We start from the raw sequence: 17,165 nt of genomic DNA, 5'->3' as shown, positions 1-17,165 counted from the left end.
AAAGGCCAAAGGGCCGAAACGGCAAGGGAATGGGGTGCAAGGGGAAAGGCCCTACCTCGAAAAGGCGAAAAGGCCTCCCGGTCGGCCCGTCATCAGGACATCGACATGCTCTCCCTGTTCCAGCGAAAACGGCCCCCGGTCGCTGCCGCGCCCACGCCACCACCCGCCACCGTCCTCCCGAAAGGGCTGCTGCGGCCCGAGTCTGCCGCATCGATGCTGGCCACCCCGCGCCGGCAGAAACTGCTGGAGCACATCTGGCAGCGCACCTCGCTCTCACGCAGGCAATTCGCCACCCTGTACCGCGCGCCCCTGGAACGCTACGCCGAGTTGGTCCAGGCCTTCCCGGCCTCCGAGGCGCATCACCATGCCTATCCGGGCGGCATGCTGGACCACGGCCTCGAAATCGTTGCTTATGCGCTCAAGCTGCGCCAGTCCCATCTGCTGCCCATCGGCGCCAGTCCCGAGGACCAGGCCGCACAGTCCGAGGCCTGGACCGCCGCCGTTGCCTATGCCGCGCTGCTCCATGACATCGGCAAGATCGCCGTCGATCTGCACGTCGAGCTTGCCGACGGCAGCACTTGGCACCCGTGGCATGGCCCGTTGCACCAGCCGTACCGCTTCCGCTACCGCGACGACCGCGAATACCGCCTGCACAGTGCCGCGACAAGTTTGCTCTACCGCCAACTGCTCGACCGTGATGCCCTGGACTGGCTCAGTGGCTATCCCGACCTGTGGGCACCGCTACTCTATGTCCTGGCCGGCCAGTACGAGCACGCGGGTGTGCTGGGCGAACTTGTCGTGCAGGCCGACCGCGCCTCGGTGGCCCAGGAACTGGGCGGTGACCCGGCGCGCGCCATGGCCGCACCGAAGCACGCGCTGCAACGCAAACTGCTCGACGGATTGCGTTACCTGCTCAAGGAAGAGTTGAAGCTGAACCAGCCCGAGGCCTCAGACGGCTGGCTCACCGAGGATGCCTTGTGGCTGGTGAGCAAGACGGTCTCGGACAAGCTGCGTGCGCACCTGCTGTCCCAGGGCATCGACGGCATCCCGGCCAACAACACCGCCGTCTTCAATGTGCTGCAGGACCACGGCATATTGCAGCCGTCATACGACGGCAAGGCAGTCTGGCGCGCAACCGTGACCAGCGCCACCGGCTGGTCCCACTCGTTCACCCTGTTGCGCCTCGCACCCGCGCTGATCTGGGAGCCGGGGCAGCGGCCGGTACCATTTACCGGCACAGTGGCGATCGACGCAGCGTCCACGGGTAAGGAGGCCGATGTTTCCGCCACCCGCACGACGGAGGGGCCGCAGTCCAACTCGGACGGCCCGTCGGTTCCGCCATGGGAAAGCGGTGGCCCCCTCTCGGCGCCTCCATTGAAGGCCCAGGTCGTGCCCGACGTCATGGAGGACATGCTGTCGATGGTGGGTATGGGAGGCTCGCCCGAGACCCGGCAGGATGCGGAAGCGCTCCCCAAAGAGACGTCTACCGTGCGCCCCGAAGCACCAAGCTTGGCCGCGCCTTCGCCTTCGCCTTCGCCTTCGCCTTCGCCTTCGTCACCGGCGCCAGTGCCAGTGCCAGTGCCAGTGCCAGTGCCAACATCCTCGGCAGCGCCGCCATCAGGCGAGCACTTCATGGCGTGGCTGAAACAGGGCATCGCTTCCCGCCGGCTCATCATCAACGACGCAAAGGCGCTGGTGCACTCCGTGGACGACACCGCGTACCTGGTCAGTCCCGGCGTGTTCCAGCGTTACGCTCAAGAGCATCCGCAGTTGGCAGCCATTGCTCGCCAGGAAAAACTGGAGCCGTGGCAGTGGGTACAAAAACGCTTCGAGAAGCTGGCCGTGCACCGTAAGCAGGCCAGCGGCCTGAACATCTGGACTTGCCACGTCACAGGGCCGCGCAAATCGCGGCAGTTGCACGGCTACCTGCTAACGCAGCCCGGTGCGTTGTTCGAGCGAGTGCCGCCCAACAACCCCTACTTGTGCCTCGCCAACGAGGAGGCCGGGCGTGAGGCCTCGCTGGCTGCGAAATGAGGATATCCAGTGGCGAGGTCCGGATGCCCGCTTTTCGGTGCACAGGTCAGAGCGTAACCACTTGGGAAATGCCTTGCTGCGCCGCTCGGTATCGTCCGGGGGTCATACCTGTCCAGTGGCGGAACGCGCGATGGAAGACGGCGGGGGCACTGAAGCCCAAAGCATCGGATATCTCCTCCAGTGAGCCGTCGTTGCGCACAAGGTGGAGAATGGCCAGATCCCTGCGCAACTCATCCTTGATGCCCTGGAACGACAGCCCTTCCTGCTGCAGCTTGCGTATCAGTGTCCGCGAGGACATGTGCAGCCGGCTGGAAACATCATCCAGCGTCCGTCCGAGATCCATATGCAGCAACTCGCGCACCTTCAGCCGCAGGGCGTGCTCGTGGTAGGAGGTGAAAATCCAGTCGCGCGGCGCCTGCTCCAGGAAGCTGCGCGCGTCGGACGCGCTGCGTTCCGGCTGGACCTTTCCGAGTTCGGCGTGAAAGGTGACCTGAGAGTAAGGTTCGCAGAAATCGATCGGGGCCGGGAACAGGATCGAGTAGTCGGCAGCAAAGGACGGGCGTGGAAAAGCGAAGCCCACAGTGCGCACCGAGACCTCTCGGCCGGCGAGCCATGACACGATGCCGTGCGTCAGCTTCAGCATCAGTGCGTGCCCGAATCGGTTCACCCCCGTGTTGGAAGACCGCGGGACAAGGTCCAAGCGCAAGGAGGCGTCTGCCTTCGTGAGACTCAGCCTGTAGTCGTCCAGCAGCAGGTTCCAGACCTGCGTGAAGCGATACAGCGCTACCTCGATGCTTGGCGCGTCCATGACCGCTCGGACGATGTACTTCAAAGCGCCGGTCCGTATGGGCCGGCTCCACAGCCCCATCATTTCATCGCCGGTGGCGGCGGCGCTTCGCCGGTACAGCCCGACCAGTTGATCGTGCGTGAGACGCGAGCCGGGGTGGTTGATAAATGCCTTCACGATGCCGGCCTGCTGCAGGCAGCGATCCAGGGCCTGGTCCGAGCACAGCGAGCGCAGGCTGCGCAGCAGATCCTCCACCAGGTCGCATGAGACCGTGGCCGCCGCGACAGCCTTTGGGCTCGCAGGAAGCCCTCTTGGCGGCCGGACGAGATTGTCAGTTTTTGCAAACTTCACGACGCTATTGGCAATTGAGCCCAGCATCCCTGGTGGGTAATCTACGGGCATGGAAAAGATAAACGCCCCTTAATAGTATCGACTGTGAGGCTTGACCGCGACTCCAGGGGTCTATCCGCCATTTCGCGCCCAGGCCAAGCTCAATGCCCATGAATGGCGACATTGGCATGGAGCCTCGGCCTTGAACGGCATGGCCCGCTTCGGCGCGGGCCATGCCGTCACAGCGGCGGCCGATGCCCGCCGGACCGAGCACGTCGACCTGCCCGCCACAGCCCACCATGTTCATGACCCAGTGCCAGGAAAACTTCATGTCCGACCCCATTCTGCTGACCTCCGAACAAGGCAACATCGGCATCGTCACGCTCAACATGGCGCACAAGCGCAACGCGCTCAACGAGGATGCCATCGCCGCTATCGACGCCTATTTCTCGGCGGTGCCCAGCCACATCCGGACCATCCTCTTAACGGCCAAGGGCGATCACTTCTGTGCCGGCCTGGACCTCAAGGAGCACCACGACAAGGCGCGCAGCGGCGTCGAGTTCATGCGCGTCTGCCAGGGCTGGCACCGCGCGTTCGACAAGATCCAGCATGGCGGCATTCCCGTGATCGCCTGCCTGCAGGGCGCGGTCGTGGGCGGCGGTCTGGAACTGGCCAGCGCAGCGCACGTGCGCGTTGCCGACAGCCGCACCTTCTTTGCGCTGCCCGAGGGCACGCGGGGCATCTTTACGGGCGGCGGCGCGACGGTGCGCACTGCGCGGATCATTTCCGCGCCGCGCATGGTGGAGATGATGCTCACCGGACGGGTCCTCGATGCGCAGGAAGGCCGCGAACTGGGGTTGGCCCACTACGTTTGCGACACCGCGAAAGGCGACACGCCCGCACCGGAGTTGGCCCTGACTCTGGCAAAGAAGATCGCGGGCAATGCGCCGCTTTCCAACTACGCCATCGTCAGCGCCATCAGCCGCATCGCCGACATGTCGGCCACGGACGGGCTCTTCACCGAGGGGCTGGTGATGGCCATGATCCAGCAAGGTGACGATGTGCAGGAGCGCCTGGGCGAGTTCGTGAACAAGAAGGCGCACAAGGTACAACTGAATGCTTGATCTCCAAGACGCGCGCCACAGGCCTCAGCCAGCGACGCTTGATCGTGTCATGGTTGGGCTCAGGTGACTTGCAAGGACCCCCTGGCGCCCATCAGCAACTCCACCACATCGGCTGCATTGATGACGCTAAAGCGCGGGTCCATCTGCGCGGCGGTCATGCCGTTGTGGATCATGCAAGAGCCGCAAATGGCAATGCGACCTCCCTTCTCCAAGAACTTCTCCAGCAGATCGGCAACGGGTTCGAAAGGCTTGCCGATGTCCAACCCAATGGCCGCGCCGGGTTTTCCCAGCTCCACGGCTTCCACCATCAGGACGATGGTCGCCGTATGTCCCTTGAGCAGCGCGTTGAGTGCCATGGTAAAGGTCACGGTCACCTTGTTGGGATTGCTTCTCCCATCAAAAACTGTCGCAACGAAGTCGGTGGTCTGCATGGTTAGGCCTTTGTGGTAAACAGTGGTTGCGGGGATGCAAGTTGGAGGGAGCGAAGCTCTGGCACCGGATGCAGGCGGTCCGCGGCGCCGCACGACGGTCCGGGCCCAGGCTACGGGGCGCTGGCCGGCGCGCCCGGGTTGCTGGACAGCGCCGCGAACTCGTTGAAGGCGGCCACCGCGTTCGATGCGTACATCGCCGACGGGCCCCCTCCCATATAGATGGCCACGCCCAGGGCCTCATGGACCTCCGCAGCCGTCGCGCCGAGCCTGACCAATGCCTTGACATGAAAGCCGATGCAGCCATCGCACCGTGCGGCCACGCCGATCGCCAACGCGATCAGCTCTTTCGTCTTGGCGTCGAGTGCGCCGTCGGCGATGGCTGCCTTGCCCATCTCACCAAAACTCTTCATGACCTGCGGCACTCCCTTGTGCAGAGGCGCCAGATTGGCCACCACGTCCTGCGTCAGTTGCCGGTAACTTGTCGTCATCGCGAACTCCTCATGGTTTTGGAACATCGAATATGAAACGGGGTTGACCCGCACGCTCGACCGGACCCAGACGGCTTCATGGCGCGGCGGCTGCCGCCGACTGCTGGCGGTTGCGCCAAGCCAGCCAACCCAGCAGGGCCAGCACGAGCGCGATGAGCGGCAGCATCAGTCCGTTGATGGTTTCCCAGCCCGAGCTGTTCAGCAGCCGGCCCGACCCGAAAGAGGCGGCGGCCACGGTGCCGAACACCAGGAAGTCGTTGAGTGCCTGCACCTTGGCGCGCTCGGGCGCGGCGTAGCAGTCGGTCACCAGCGCCGTGGCACCGATGAAGCCGAAATTCCAGCCCACGCCCAGCAGGATCAGCGAGCCCCAGAAGTGCAGAAGTTCGAGCCCGGCCAGGGCCAGCAGGCCGGAGGTCCCGATCAACACCAGTCCGCACGCCGTGATCGCGATCTTGCCGAAACGCGCGATCAGGTGGCCGGTGACGAAACTCGGCGCGAACATGGCCAGCACGTGCCACTGGATGCCCAGCGCGGCCTCGCCCACGGTGTGGCCGCAACCCACCATGGCCATCGGCGCGGCGGTCATGATGAAAGCCATCAAACCGTAGGACACGATGCCCGCCGTGACGGCCACGACGAAGCCTGGGCTGCGCGCGATCACCGCCAGCGGGCGCGCCGCGCCCACGACGGCCGCTGCCTGGGGCGGCGGCATGCGCAGCATCAGCAGCAGCGGCAAGGCCAACAGCGCCAAGCCTGCCTGCCCGAGGAAGCTGCCAGCAAACGGCGCCATGGGCCAGGCGTCGCGCGTCCAGATGACGACCTGCGGGCCGATGACCGCGGCGATCAGGCCGCCGATCATGATGCGCGAGATGACGGTGGCGCGCTGCGGCGGCGGCACCGCATCGCTGGCCGCGAAGCGGTAGCTCTGCACGCACGCGCCGTAGAAGCCGGCCATCGCCGTGCCCATGCAGAAGGTCTCGAAGCTGCCCCACAGGACGCCCAATGCGGCGATGAGTCCGGACACCGAACCCAGCAGCGCCCCCAACGCATAAGCCGCGCGCCGGCCGAGACGACGCATCAGCAGGGCCGCGGGGATGGTCGACAGCGCCAGCCCCAGGTTGTAGAGGCTGACCGGCAGTGTGGCCAGCGAAGGGTTGCTGGCCAGCATCTGGCCCACGATGCCGCCCAGCGAAATGATGATGGGTGGCGCGGCGCCGCCCAGTGATTGGGCGGCCATCAGCAGTCCTACATTGCGTCGAGCGTCTGTCGCAATTGGCGGTGGCAGCGAAGCAGGTGGCGTCATGAAGAAATCAGGAATGAGGTGTCAGGTGAACCCATACCGCAGCATGGGAACACCGGCCGGAAGACCTGCAGCACTCCCTGCCTTGGAGGAATTTCCTTGATCTTTTATTAGTTTATGCTAAATTAGATAAACATGAAATACAAGCTGCCATGATGGTTGACAAGAAAGACCAGTCGTTTCTACAGGACGGCGCGGCCAAGGCTGCGGCCATGCTGCGGGCAGTCGGCAATGAGCATCGCCTGCTCGTTCTGTGCCTGCTGATCGAGCATGGCGAGATGACCGTCGGCGCCCTGCACGAAAACGTGGCGCTGAGCCAGTCCGCCTTGTCCCAGCATCTGGCCAAGATGCGCGAGGAAGGCCTGGTGACCTACCGGCGCGAGTCGCAGACCCTGCACTACCGTATCGACAATCCGGACGTGGCCAAGCTCATCGCCACGCTCAAGGCCATCTTTTGTCCATGATCCGCCCTAGGAGGCCCTTGCCATGTCCCTGAAATCCATCTCGCCCCAAGCCGCCAGCGAACTCGTGAACCAGGGTGCCGTCCTGGTGGACATCCGTGCGGCGGACGAACATGCCCGTGAGCGCATCGCACAGGCACGCCATGTGCCGATGGACCGCCTGCGAAGTGGCGGCCTGCCGCTCGACGGCGCTTCGGCAATCATCTTCCACTGCCGCTCGGGCAACCGGACGCGGGTGAACGCCCCGACGCTGGGTGCGTGCACGGCCTGTGACGCCTACGTGCTCGAAGGCGGCCTGGACGCATGGAAGAAAGCCGGCCTGCCCGTCGTGGCCGATGCCTCTCAACCCCTGGAACTGCAACGGCAGGTGCAGATTGTTGCGGGGTCCTTGATCGTGCTCGGTGCAGTGCTGGGTGCCACGGTCTCGCCATGGTTCCATGTGCTTTCGGGCTTCGTGGGCGCGGGGCTGGTCTTCGCCGGTGTCTCGGGGTTCTGTGGGCTCGCGCGCGTGCTGATGCGCATGCCCTGGAACCGCCGCGCGCTGCCCGGCTGAGTCAACGGGCGGGGAAGCGATTCCTTCACCCGGCAGCCGGCCGGCAGGAACATGCGACGACAGATTTTTAATTTTGAGTTAATTCGGCCCGGACACCATCTGACATTTGAGAACGCCCCAGAAAACATCCGATCAAAGGAGCATGGGCGACAACAGACGGGTCATACGTCAGCGAGGCAAAGGCACCGTGAAAATCGAACCCTTCTTTGACGAGGACAGCAGCACCTTCAGCTACATCGTGCTCGACACGAACAGCGGTCAGTGCGCCATCATCGACAGTGTGCTCGGCTACGATCCCAAATCCGGCCGCACCTCGCGCGCCGGTGCGGACCGCATGGCCGAGCGCGTGCGGGAACTGGGCGCGCGCGTCCAGTGGATTCTGGAGACGCATGTGCACGCCGATCACCTGAGTGCCGCGCCGTATCTCCAGTCGCTCGTGGGCGGCCACACCGGCATCGGGGCGAACATCCGTACCGTACAGCAGGTGTTCGGCCAGCTCTTCAACGCGGAGCCGGCGTTCGCGCGTGACGGCCGGCAGTTCGACCGTCTGTTCGACGACGGCGAGACCTTCATGCTCGGAACGCTGCAGGTGCGGGCCATGCACACCCCCGGTCATACGCCTGCGTGCATGACCTATGTGGTCGAGGACAACACCACATCTGACGCGCCTGCCGCGGCCTTCGTGGGAGACACGCTGTTCATGCCCGACTATGGCACGGCGCGCTGCGACTTTCCGGGTGGCGACGCACGCACGCTGTTTCGCTCGATCGGCCGCGTGCTCTCGCTGCCGCCTGAGACCGTGCTCTACATGTGCCACGACTACCGCCCCGGGGGACGCGAGCTTCAATGGAAAACCACCGTGGCCGAGGAGCGGGCGCACAACATCCATGTGCGCGACGGCATCAGCGAGGATGACTTCGCGGCCACGCGCGAGCAGCGCGACGCCACGCTGGCGATGCCCGTGCTGCTGCTGCCCTCCGTACAGGTGAACATGCGGGCCGGCGAGTTGCCGCCCGCCGAATCCAACGGCGTCCACTACCTCAAGATTCCCATCGATGCCCTCTGAGAGCGGCACCGACCGGCTGAAAGGACAATTTTCGGGCAGGAGACCTCATGGACATCAAAGCCTTGGATCAGGGACTGGCCGTCAGCGGCCAGATCGCTGCTACTGACCTGAAGGCCATCGCCGAAGCCGGCTACCGCGCGGTGGTTTGCAACCGGCCCGATGGAGAAGCGGGCGACCAACCCGGCTTCAGCGAAATCGAGCAAGCCGCGCAGGCACTGGGTATGGCGACGACCTACCTGCCGGTCGAGTCCGGCAAAGTGACCGACCAGCAGGCCCAGGCCTTCGGGACGCTGATGACGCAACTGCCTGGCCCGGTGTTCGCCTACTGCCGCACCGGCACGCGCTCGGCCACGCTGTGGGCGCTGAGCCAAGCACAGCGCCAGCCGCTGGCCTCCATCCTCGAAGCCGCACGCGGTGCCGGCTACGAGCTTTCCGGCGTGGCCCGGCGCATCGCCAACGGCGGTCGCACACCCACCGAGGTCGTGGACGCCACGCATGACATCGTGATCGTCGGCGCGGGCGCGGCGGGCATCGCGGTGGCGTCCAGTCTGCTCGCGCGCAAGCCGGACGCGGACATCGCCATCATCGACCCGGCGGACGTGCACTACTACCAGCCGGGGTGGACGATGGTGGGCGCGGGCATCTTTCCACCTGCGCACACGGCGCGCACGATGGCGAGCGTGCTGCCGCGCGGCGTCAAGTGGATCAAGATGGCCGTCGCCGCGTTCGAGCCCGAGCGCAACGCCGTGGTGCTCGACGGCTGCCGCGTCGTCAAATACCAGCAGCTCGTGGTCTGCCCGGGCCTGAAACTCGACTGGAACGGCATCGAGGGCCTGCCGGAGACACTGGGCCGCAACGGCGTCACCTCCAACTACCGCTACGACCTCGCGCCCTACACCTGGGAACTGGTACAGAACCTCAAGAGCGGCCAGGCCCTGTTCACGCAGCCGCCCATGCCCATCAAATGCGCGGGTGCACCGCAAAAGGCGATGTACCTCTCGGCCGATCGCTGGAAGCGGCACGGTGTGCTCAAGAACATCCACATCGAGTTCTGCAACGCGGGAGGCGTGCTCTTCGGCGTGCCGGACTACGTGCCTGCGCTCATGGAGTACGTGAAGGCTTACGGCATCGATCTGCAGTTCAACCACCAGCTCGTGGCCGTCGATGGCGCAGCGCATGAAGCCACCTTTGTCCGCACGAACGCCGACGGCACCAAAGAGCGCATCACCCGTCCATTTGACCTGCTGCACGCCGTGCCACCTCAGAAGGCGCCGGACTTCATCCGAGTGAGCCCACTGGCGGACGGTGCGGGCTGGGTGGACGTGGACCCATCGAGCCTGCGCCACAAGAAGTACGCCAACGTTTTCGCACTGGGCGACTGCACCAACACCACCAATGCCAAGACTGCCGCGGCCGCGCGCAAGCAAGCGCCGGTGGTCGCGCACAACCTGCTCGCCGCCCGGAGCGGGTCCACGCGCCTAGCCAGCTATGACGGCTATGGCTCCTGCCCGCTCACCGTCGAGCGCGGCAAGATCGTGCTGGCGGAATTTGCCTACGGCGGCAAGCTGGCACCTTCGTTTCCGAAATGGTTCATCGACGGCAAACGGCCGTCATCGCTGGCGTGGCTGCTGAAGGAACGCATCCTGCCGCCGGTCTATTGGGACGGCATGCTCAAGGGCCGCGAATGGCTCGCGCATCCTGTCCTCTCGGACGGATGAGCAGCGGCGTGCGTCGTCGCCGGGACATGGGAAGCCGACGCCTTTAGTGGGGGCGAACAGCGGGCGAAAGGAGGGCGGCATTCGGCCCTTCGACCCTCAACGCCGGCTACCCCTTCCAGGGCTGACGGTCCTTCGGGATGCGGGTGGGTACAACGGATACGTGCTCCGTTGTGATTTCCTGCGCAAGGCGAACGAGCGTTCGTCCCGACCCGTGCCAGGGCAGACCCCGGCGCAGCGTCGGCGTCTGCCGCGAGGCGAACGAGACCTTCGCATCACGACGATTCGAATACCCCGGCCGACTGTATTTGGCTCTCGCCATCCAGGCTGCCCACTGTCAAAGAACGCGGGGCGCCTCGAAGAACGTTCTTAACTTTCGCTTAATCGAGGCTGACCATCATTCTCGCGATTCACCTGTGACATTCATAAAAAAAATGCCGAGGCAAGCCCTGATGGAACACTATCGCCAACGCCAGTGGTTGGCATCGGAACCAATTCGAACGGTTGCGCGCCATTTCTGGAGCGCCCATGAATGAGAGCCTTGGGTTACTCCTTGCTCTGAGCTTCATCGTCTCGCTGGCGGCTCTGGGCGCATTGATCTGGTCCATCGTGACGCGCCAGATTCGTGCGGGAAAGAAAGAGGCTTCGACCATATTCCTGGAGGGTGAGGCCGGCACCCCGGATGACCCATCTTCATTTGATGAAGGGGCGGCCGAGCATCGATTCGACGCCTTGCGTGCCGGCGTCGACGCCCCGGGTAGGAACGTCGTACTGGTCCTGTCCATCGTTTCCTTCGTGTTCCTGATCGTTGGCTCGCTGTTCGGGATGATTGCCTCACTGAAGTTGCACTGGCCCGACTGGCTGGCGAATGAGGCGTTCACCACCTTCGGGCGCGCGCGCACCGTCCATCTGAACCTGGTCGCGTACGGCTGGCTGTCCACAGGAGGTATTGCGGTCGCGCTCTGGATCATCCCTCGCATGTTTCATACGCCCCTGCGGAGGCCCGCCATGGCGATGGTGGGCGCGGTGCTGTGGGCCCTCGGCGTGGCGGCCGGCGCCATCGCCATTGCCAATGGATGGAGCGACGGACTGGAATGGCTCGAAATCCCATGGCAGATCGACATTGTCCTGGCCCTCGGCGGCTTCTTCATCGCATGGTCCGCCATCGCGACGACCCGAAAACGCAACGTTCACCACATCTACGTCAGCGGCTGGTACTACCTCGCGGGACTGGCTTGGTTCCCCATCCTGTTCTTCATCGCGAATATCCCGGGCCTGCATTCGGGCGTGCAGCAAGCGACCACCAACTGGTGGTTCGCGCACAACGTGCTCGGCCTCTGGCTGACACCGCTGGGCCTGGGCGCGGCCTACTACCTGATTCCCAAGATCATCGGCAAGCCGATCTATTCCTACAGTGTGTCGCTGCTGGGCTTCTGGGGCCTCGCCTTGTTCTATAGCCAGGTGGGGATTCATCACCTGATCGGTGGGCCAGTGCCGACGTGGGTGGTCACGCTGTCGATCGTGCACAGCGTCATGATGTTCATTCCTGTCATCGCGGTGGCGATCAATCAGCACGTGACGGTCGCACAGAATTTCTGGGCGTTCAAGGAGTCCATGGCGCTACGCTTCGTGTCCACGGGCGCATTGATGTACACGGCCGCATCCTTCCAGGGATCGCTGGAGGCCGTACGGGCCATCAACTCGATCACCCACTTCACGCATTACACGGTAGGGCATGCGCACCTGGGGGCTTACGCATTCGTCTCCATCGTGCTGTTCGGCGCCTTTTACTATCTCTTGCCCTACCTGACAGGCAAGAACTGGCCCTGTCCGCGGCTCATCGCCCTCCACTATTGGCTGACGGTCTTGGGTTTTCTGATCTATTTCCTATCATTGACCATCGGCGGTTTTCTGCAAGGCATGTCGCTGCTCGATCCGCAGACCAGTTTCGCCGACATCACCCGCAACATCGTGCCGTATCTCGAAGGTCGATCGGTGGGCGGCGGCATGATGACGCTGGGACACTTCGTCTTTGCCTTCCATGCGATGGCCCTGCTCTGGTCGAAACGGCGAGGTGACGCATGAACCGGCTGATTCCATTGTTCGTCGGCGCTGTCGGAATCCTGGTGTTCGCGACCATCATGCTCGTGGTGCTCCCCGGCCTGCAGGTCCGTACGGTCCAGGCACCTGCGCAGTTGCAGAACTACACAATCGAACAGTTGAGAGGCCGTGCGCAGTACGTGGCCAATGGCTGTGTCTACTGTCACAGCCAGCAGCCCCGTTCGAGCGGCCAGACGCTGGCGGACCAGGCCCGGGGCTGGGGAAGGCCGTCCACGCCGGGTGATTACGCCTACGACGCCCCCCAACTGCTCGGGACGATGCGCACCGGCCCCGATTTGCTGAATGTCGGGGTGCGTCTGCCAAGCCGGGACTGGCAATTGACCCACCTGTACCAGCCCAGGGCCATTTTCGACTGGAGCATCATGCCTTCGTATCCCTTCCTCTTCGAGGTCAAGGAGAAGGCCGCGCCCGGCGAGGTCGTGGTCAAGCTGCCGCAGAAGTACCGCCCTGCGGACGGGAAGGTGGTGGTGGCCCGCCAGGAGGCGCTCGACCTGGTCGCGTACCTGTTGAGCCTGGATCGTTCCTACCCCGTCAGCGCCAAAGAGGCGACGTTGCGTGATCGTGGCTACGATCCGAAAACTCAGCAGGGCTCGCGTCAATGAGGGGCCAGATGAAATCCGATCTGAGCGGCAAGGGGCGTCGTGTTCAAGACGTGGACCCGACGTTCGACCCCTGGGAGCAATCGCGTCCCATTCCCTTGTTTGTGCTGGCCATCTTCCTGGCGCTGGCGATCTGGGGCGCTTTGAGCTACATCGCCGACCTGGCGCCGAATCGCGGGGCGGCGATTGGCGGGGCCGTTGCGCCGAAGCAGCAGGCCCCCGCAGTTGCCGCTGACGCGCCGGCGCTCGTCTTTCAGGGGAACGACATCGTCTGGGCCTGCGCGTCATGTCACGGCGACCATGGTGCCGGCGCGGGGCTGACGCCTGCGCTGGCTGGCTTGTCCGAAGCCTACATCGCGAAGCAACTCCACGACTTCGCCACCGGAAGCCGCCCCAACGAGTCCATGCAGTACGTGGCCAGCGCAATGAGCGCCGAGGAAATCGGGCAAGTCGCGGCCTACTACGCCGCGTTGCCGCGCGTTGTCGGCCCGCCCGTCGATCTGGGCGGAGACGCGGCACGTGGAGAGGCACTGAGCCGAACCGGCGACTGGAAAAAGGATATCCCGGCGTGCGTGACCTGTCATGGCCAGCAGGGCGAGGGCGTCGGTGGCCATTTCCCTGCGCTGGCGGGGCAGCAGCCCGAGTACATCTTCCACCAGTTGGTCTCATGGAAAGGCGGCCATCGCCACAACTCGCCGCAATCCTTGATGGATGACATCGCGTCGCGCATGTCGGAGCAAGACATGCGCGATGTGGCTCAGTATTTCGGATCTTTGCGTCCAGGCAGCAAAGGAGGCAATCATGATGAACAACGGTGATCGCCGCTCTGCGCATACGGGGACACTCAGGCGTGCCGGTTATGCCGCGGGGCTGGGTATCCTGCTGTTTTCGGCGGGTTACGGCATCTACGAGAGCGGCGTCATCGGGCGTCTGTACAGCGCGATCAGCGGCAAAACGGTCACGATTCCTTCGGCCGCGCCCTATTCGAGAGCAGACATGGAAGCTGCTCGCAAGGCCTATGCAAAAGACGCCAAGGCGTCTGCGCCCGGTATGCCTGTCGGTGCGGACGGCTATTACATCCCGCCTGCGGAGGATGACATTCCGAAGGGACCCTATGGCGATGCCATCCGGCGAGGAATGAAAATCTTCACCGACACTGGCGCCATGGTCAAGGACCACGTGGGCAATTCGCTGGCCTGCGCGAACTGCCACCTCGACTCGGGACGCCGCGAGAATGCCGCACCGATGTGGGCGGCTTATGCGTCCTATCCCGCTTTTCGCAGCAAGACCGGGACCATCAGCACGCTCGAAGACCGGATCATGGGATGTTTCACCTATTCGATGAACGCCCAGGCGTCGTCCTCGGGAAAGCCGCCACCTGCTGGCAGCGACGTGTACCGCGATCTCATGACTTACATGGCCTGGATGGCCGATGGGTTGCCTGCTGGCAACAAGCCGCGCGGAGCGCTCTATCCCAAGGTGGCGAAGCCAAAGGACGACTACGACGTGGGCCGAGGCCTGGCGGTCTATCAACAAAATTGCGCGCTGTGCCATGGTCCCAATGGACAGGGGACCCGGGAGGCGAACGGAAAAATGCGATTCCCCCCGCTTTGGGGAGCAGAGTCGTATAACTGGGGCGCCGGCATGGCCCGCATCGATACCGCAGCGGGCTTCATCTGGGCGAACATGCCCCTTGGAAAGCCGTACAGCCTGACTGAACAGGAGGCCTGGGACGTGGCGGCATTCATCAACAGCCACGAACGCCCCAAGGACACACGCCAGACCGGAACCGTGGCTGAGGCGCTGGAGAAATACCACGAAGGTGAGCAAAGCTACTACGGGAAGGTCTTGGGTGGGAAGCTGCTTGGGGTTGGAACGGATGCCACGAGCGGACCGTAGTCCCGGCGCGGATTTCGACTATGAGCAGGCCCGTGTCGCGGGCCGGATGGTGTTTTCCGTGGACGGGCTTTGGTGCGTGAGCTGCGCGATGGCCTTGCAGCGCGTCCTGCAGCGTGTTCCCGGCGTGGTCTCGGCGACGGTGAATTTCACCTCGGGCTCGGCACTTGTGACCTGGGCCCCGGAGTCGATCGACTTCCCCTTGCTGCTGCGAAAGGCCGAGGGCCTGGGCTACGCACTGTCGCCGTTGAAAGGCACCGATGAGCTGGAAGCGGCCCTGCAGCGGCAGGCTGGGAAGATCCGCTTGCAGCTTACCGTTGCAGTCGTCTTCGGGATGTGGAGCATGCTCGGCTCATGGGTGCTTTACCTCAATGCCGACGAGGGGGCAGCGCTCGCCATTGCTTGGGCCAGCGTCGTAGCGAGCCTTCCCGTCGTCGGATATTCGGCTTTGGACTTCTACCGCGCCGCCGCCCGTTCACTGCGTGCCGGGATCGCCGGGATGGACGTCTTTGCCTCTGTTGCTGTCCTGGGTTCCCTCTTTGTGTCGGTTGGCTCCCTGGCAATGGGGGCCGTGGCGATTTACACCGACGCTGCCACCATGTTGATCACTTTTCTGCTGATCGGACGACTGATCGAAATCCATGCCCGGCAGGAGAGCGGACTTGCCGTGCAAGCATTGCGCAGCCTTGCGCCGGAAACCGTGACCAAGCTGACTTCGTCCGGCGGCACAAAGGCCGAGAGCACCGTCCTGCTGGCAGAGCTTGCGCCCGGTGATACCGTTCTGATACGCGCCAACGAGCGCATCGCGGTCGATGGCATCGTCGTGGCGGGAAAGTCGGCCGTCGATCTCTCGCTGCTGCAAGGCGAGTCCGTTCCTCGCAGCGTTCAGCCTGGCGAGCGGGTCTTCGCCGGGTCCGTGAACCTGCGCGGTCCTCTGACGGTCCACGTGACCGCCGGTGCGGGAGAGCGAAGATTGGATGTCCTCGGCCTGCGCATGCTTGAGCTGTTTGGCGCCCGGTCGTCGTTGTCCGAGACGGCCGAGCGCTTCGTCCGGATACTGCTTCCGGTCGTGGTGACGGCATCTCTGCTCGCCTTCGTCCATTACCTGTGGAGCGGCACAAGTGCAGATCGGGCGTTGCTCGGTGCGCTGAGCATCCTTGTCGCAGCCTGCCCTTGTGCGGTCGGTCTGGCAATGCCGCTGGCCTACGCATTTACCTGCCGCGAGGCCGCTCGGCGCGGCGTCCTCTTAAGAGACTCTGCGAGCGTCGAAGCGTTGGCCCGCACGAGGATCATGGCGTTCGACAAGACAGGTACGTTGACGTGCGGTCAGATGCGTATCGTCAGCATCCAGACGCGGGAGGGATGGTCTGAACAGGACCTCATCGACCTTGCGGCAAGGGCTGAGGCCGGCGTCGTGCACCCCATCGCACACGCGGTGGTCCTCGCGGCCCGGCAGTCTGGAATGAGCAGCGCGTGCGAGCCCGACGGATGCCAGGTGACGGCATGCGCGAAAGGCGTGACGATGCAGGTGCCCGGCGGCGAGGCCGTGCGGGTGGGTGAAAGGAATTGGCTGCTTGCCGCGGGTGTCGAGGGCATGCCGCCGGAAGATGGCATGCCGGGGCTGGTACACGTTGCCAAAGGCAGGGATTGGCTCGGCTCCTTGCGACTACAGGATGCCCCTCGCGACGATGCTCGTTCGTCACTGCAGCAGTTGCGTGCGCAGGGATTGAAACTCTGGTTGCTGACCGGGGATTCCAGCGCAGCGTCCGACCGCCTGACGGCTGACCTGGGCATAGACTTCGACCGGGTCGAGACCCACTGCTCTCCAGAAGAGAAAGCCGACATCGTGGCAAAGAGCCCAGCGCCTGTCGCCTTCGTGGGAGACGGCGCCAACGATGGCTTGGTCCTGGCCCAGGCAGCCTGCGGAATCGCCATTCCAGGATCGAGTTCCGTGGCTGTTTCCGCAGCCGGGGTGGTGATCGCACACGGCAGCGTGGGCGCTGTCGTCGAGACCCGTGAGTTGGCTCGCAAGTTCGATCGCATCGTCCGGCAGAACCTCGGGTTTTCCGTCGCGTACAACCTCGCCGTGATTGTCGTGCTGTTCGAAGCAGGCGTGACGCCCTTTGCGGCCGCGCTCGCCATGCTTGCCAGCAGTGCGTCGGTATTTCTGAACACCTGCAGGCTGCTGCACGGCCGCCCTGTCTTGGACAGGTCGATGCAGGCCGACCCTGCTACATCCTGAAAGGAGCACTGGAATGCT

The 17,165-nt window shown here is 64.2% G+C and carries 15 protein-coding genes; 11 read left to right on the top strand and 4 right to left on the bottom strand.

Features of this window, described 5'->3' with window-relative positions; all coding sequences use genetic code 11:
- Positions 1-105 precede the first annotated feature (105 nt).
- Positions 106-2,034, top strand: a complete 1,929-nt coding sequence (mobH, locus tag NGK62_RS05895; protein ID WP_251877737.1) for a MobH family relaxase — start codon at positions 106-108, stop codon at positions 2,032-2,034.
- A gap of 46 nt (positions 2,035-2,080) precedes the next feature.
- Here the strand turns inward: mobH and NGK62_RS05890 are convergent, their stop codons facing one another.
- On the bottom strand, positions 2,081-3,076 hold the full coding sequence (locus NGK62_RS05890; protein WP_020204503.1) for an AraC family transcriptional regulator: 996 nt from the start codon (positions 3,074-3,076) through the stop codon (positions 2,081-2,083).
- Positions 3,077-3,480: 404 nt separating this feature from the next.
- On the opposite strand from NGK62_RS05890, the gene NGK62_RS05885 reads away from it, so the two are divergent.
- The gene (locus NGK62_RS05885) at positions 3,481-4,275 is read left to right on the top strand and encodes a crotonase/enoyl-CoA hydratase family protein (protein WP_029043919.1); all 795 of its coding nucleotides are present in this window, start codon (positions 3,481-3,483) and stop codon (positions 4,273-4,275) included.
- Positions 4,276-4,334: 59 nt separating this feature from the next.
- Here NGK62_RS05885 and NGK62_RS05880 read toward each other — a convergent pair whose 3' ends face one another.
- The 3 genes from NGK62_RS05880 to NGK62_RS05870 form a co-directional block, all read right to left on the bottom strand.
- On the bottom strand, positions 4,335-4,706 hold the full coding sequence (locus tag NGK62_RS05880) for a DsrE family protein (protein ID WP_020204501.1): 372 nt from the start codon (positions 4,704-4,706) through the stop codon (positions 4,335-4,337).
- A gap of 110 nt (positions 4,707-4,816) precedes the next feature.
- Positions 4,817-5,194 (bottom strand): carboxymuconolactone decarboxylase family protein, encoded by a 378-nt coding sequence (locus NGK62_RS05875; protein WP_020204500.1) that lies wholly within the window; start codon positions 5,192-5,194, stop codon positions 4,817-4,819.
- 76 nt (positions 5,195-5,270) lie between these two features.
- Positions 5,271-6,431 (bottom strand): MFS transporter, encoded by a 1,161-nt coding sequence (locus NGK62_RS05870; protein WP_020204499.1) that lies wholly within the window; start codon positions 6,429-6,431, stop codon positions 5,271-5,273.
- 215 nt (positions 6,432-6,646) lie between these two features.
- Between NGK62_RS05870 and NGK62_RS05865 the strand changes: the two genes are divergently transcribed.
- From NGK62_RS05865 to NGK62_RS05825, 9 genes are all read left to right on the top strand, one after another.
- Positions 6,647-6,958 carry an ArsR/SmtB family transcription factor gene (locus NGK62_RS05865; RefSeq protein ID WP_020204498.1) on the top strand — a complete coding sequence of 104 codons (312 nt, stop codon included), beginning with the start codon at positions 6,647-6,649 and terminating at the stop codon, positions 6,956-6,958.
- A 22-nt stretch (positions 6,959-6,980) separates the two neighbouring features.
- Positions 6,981-7,508 (top strand): rhodanese family protein, encoded by a 528-nt coding sequence (locus tag NGK62_RS05860; protein ID WP_020204497.1) that lies wholly within the window; start codon positions 6,981-6,983, stop codon positions 7,506-7,508.
- A gap of 142 nt (positions 7,509-7,650) precedes the next feature.
- Positions 7,651-8,574, top strand: coding sequence for an MBL fold metallo-hydrolase (locus tag NGK62_RS05855; protein ID WP_052165952.1), 924 nt, complete (start codon positions 7,651-7,653; stop codon positions 8,572-8,574).
- Between the two features lie 47 nt (positions 8,575-8,621).
- Positions 8,622-10,292, top strand: coding sequence for a bifunctional protein tyrosine phosphatase family protein/NAD(P)/FAD-dependent oxidoreductase (locus tag NGK62_RS05850; RefSeq protein WP_020204495.1), 1,671 nt, complete (start codon positions 8,622-8,624; stop codon positions 10,290-10,292).
- A gap of 525 nt (positions 10,293-10,817) precedes the next feature.
- Complete coding sequence (locus NGK62_RS05845; protein ID WP_020204494.1) at positions 10,818-12,374, top strand: cbb3-type cytochrome c oxidase subunit I; 1,557 nt, start codon at positions 10,818-10,820, stop codon at positions 12,372-12,374.
- A complete protein-coding gene (locus tag NGK62_RS05840) occupies positions 12,371-13,012 on the top strand; it encodes a cbb3-type cytochrome c oxidase subunit II (RefSeq protein ID WP_020423863.1) in 642 nt (213 codons plus the stop codon). Before NGK62_RS05845 ends, NGK62_RS05840 begins: the two co-directional genes overlap by 4 nt.
- An 8-nt stretch (positions 13,013-13,020) precedes the next feature.
- Positions 13,021-13,827: a c-type cytochrome gene (locus NGK62_RS05835; protein WP_020204492.1), complete on the top strand. Its 807-nt coding sequence runs from the start codon at positions 13,021-13,023 to the stop codon at positions 13,825-13,827.
- Positions 13,811-14,908, top strand: a complete 1,098-nt coding sequence (locus NGK62_RS05830) for a c-type cytochrome (RefSeq protein WP_020204491.1) — start codon at positions 13,811-13,813, stop codon at positions 14,906-14,908. The genes NGK62_RS05835 and NGK62_RS05830 overlap by 17 nt, the downstream gene beginning before the upstream one ends.
- Positions 14,889-17,147: a heavy metal translocating P-type ATPase gene (locus NGK62_RS05825; RefSeq protein WP_020204490.1), complete on the top strand. Its 2,259-nt coding sequence runs from the start codon at positions 14,889-14,891 to the stop codon at positions 17,145-17,147. Before NGK62_RS05830 ends, NGK62_RS05825 begins: the two co-directional genes overlap by 20 nt.
- Positions 17,148-17,165: the final 18 nt, after the last annotated feature.

Source organism: Achromobacter sp. Marseille-Q4954 (assembly GCF_943737025.1).
GTDB classification, from domain to species: domain Bacteria; phylum Pseudomonadota; class Gammaproteobacteria; order Burkholderiales; family Burkholderiaceae_B; genus Achromobacter; species Achromobacter bronchisepticus_A.
This window is presented reverse-complemented; position numbering and strand designations above follow the sequence as displayed.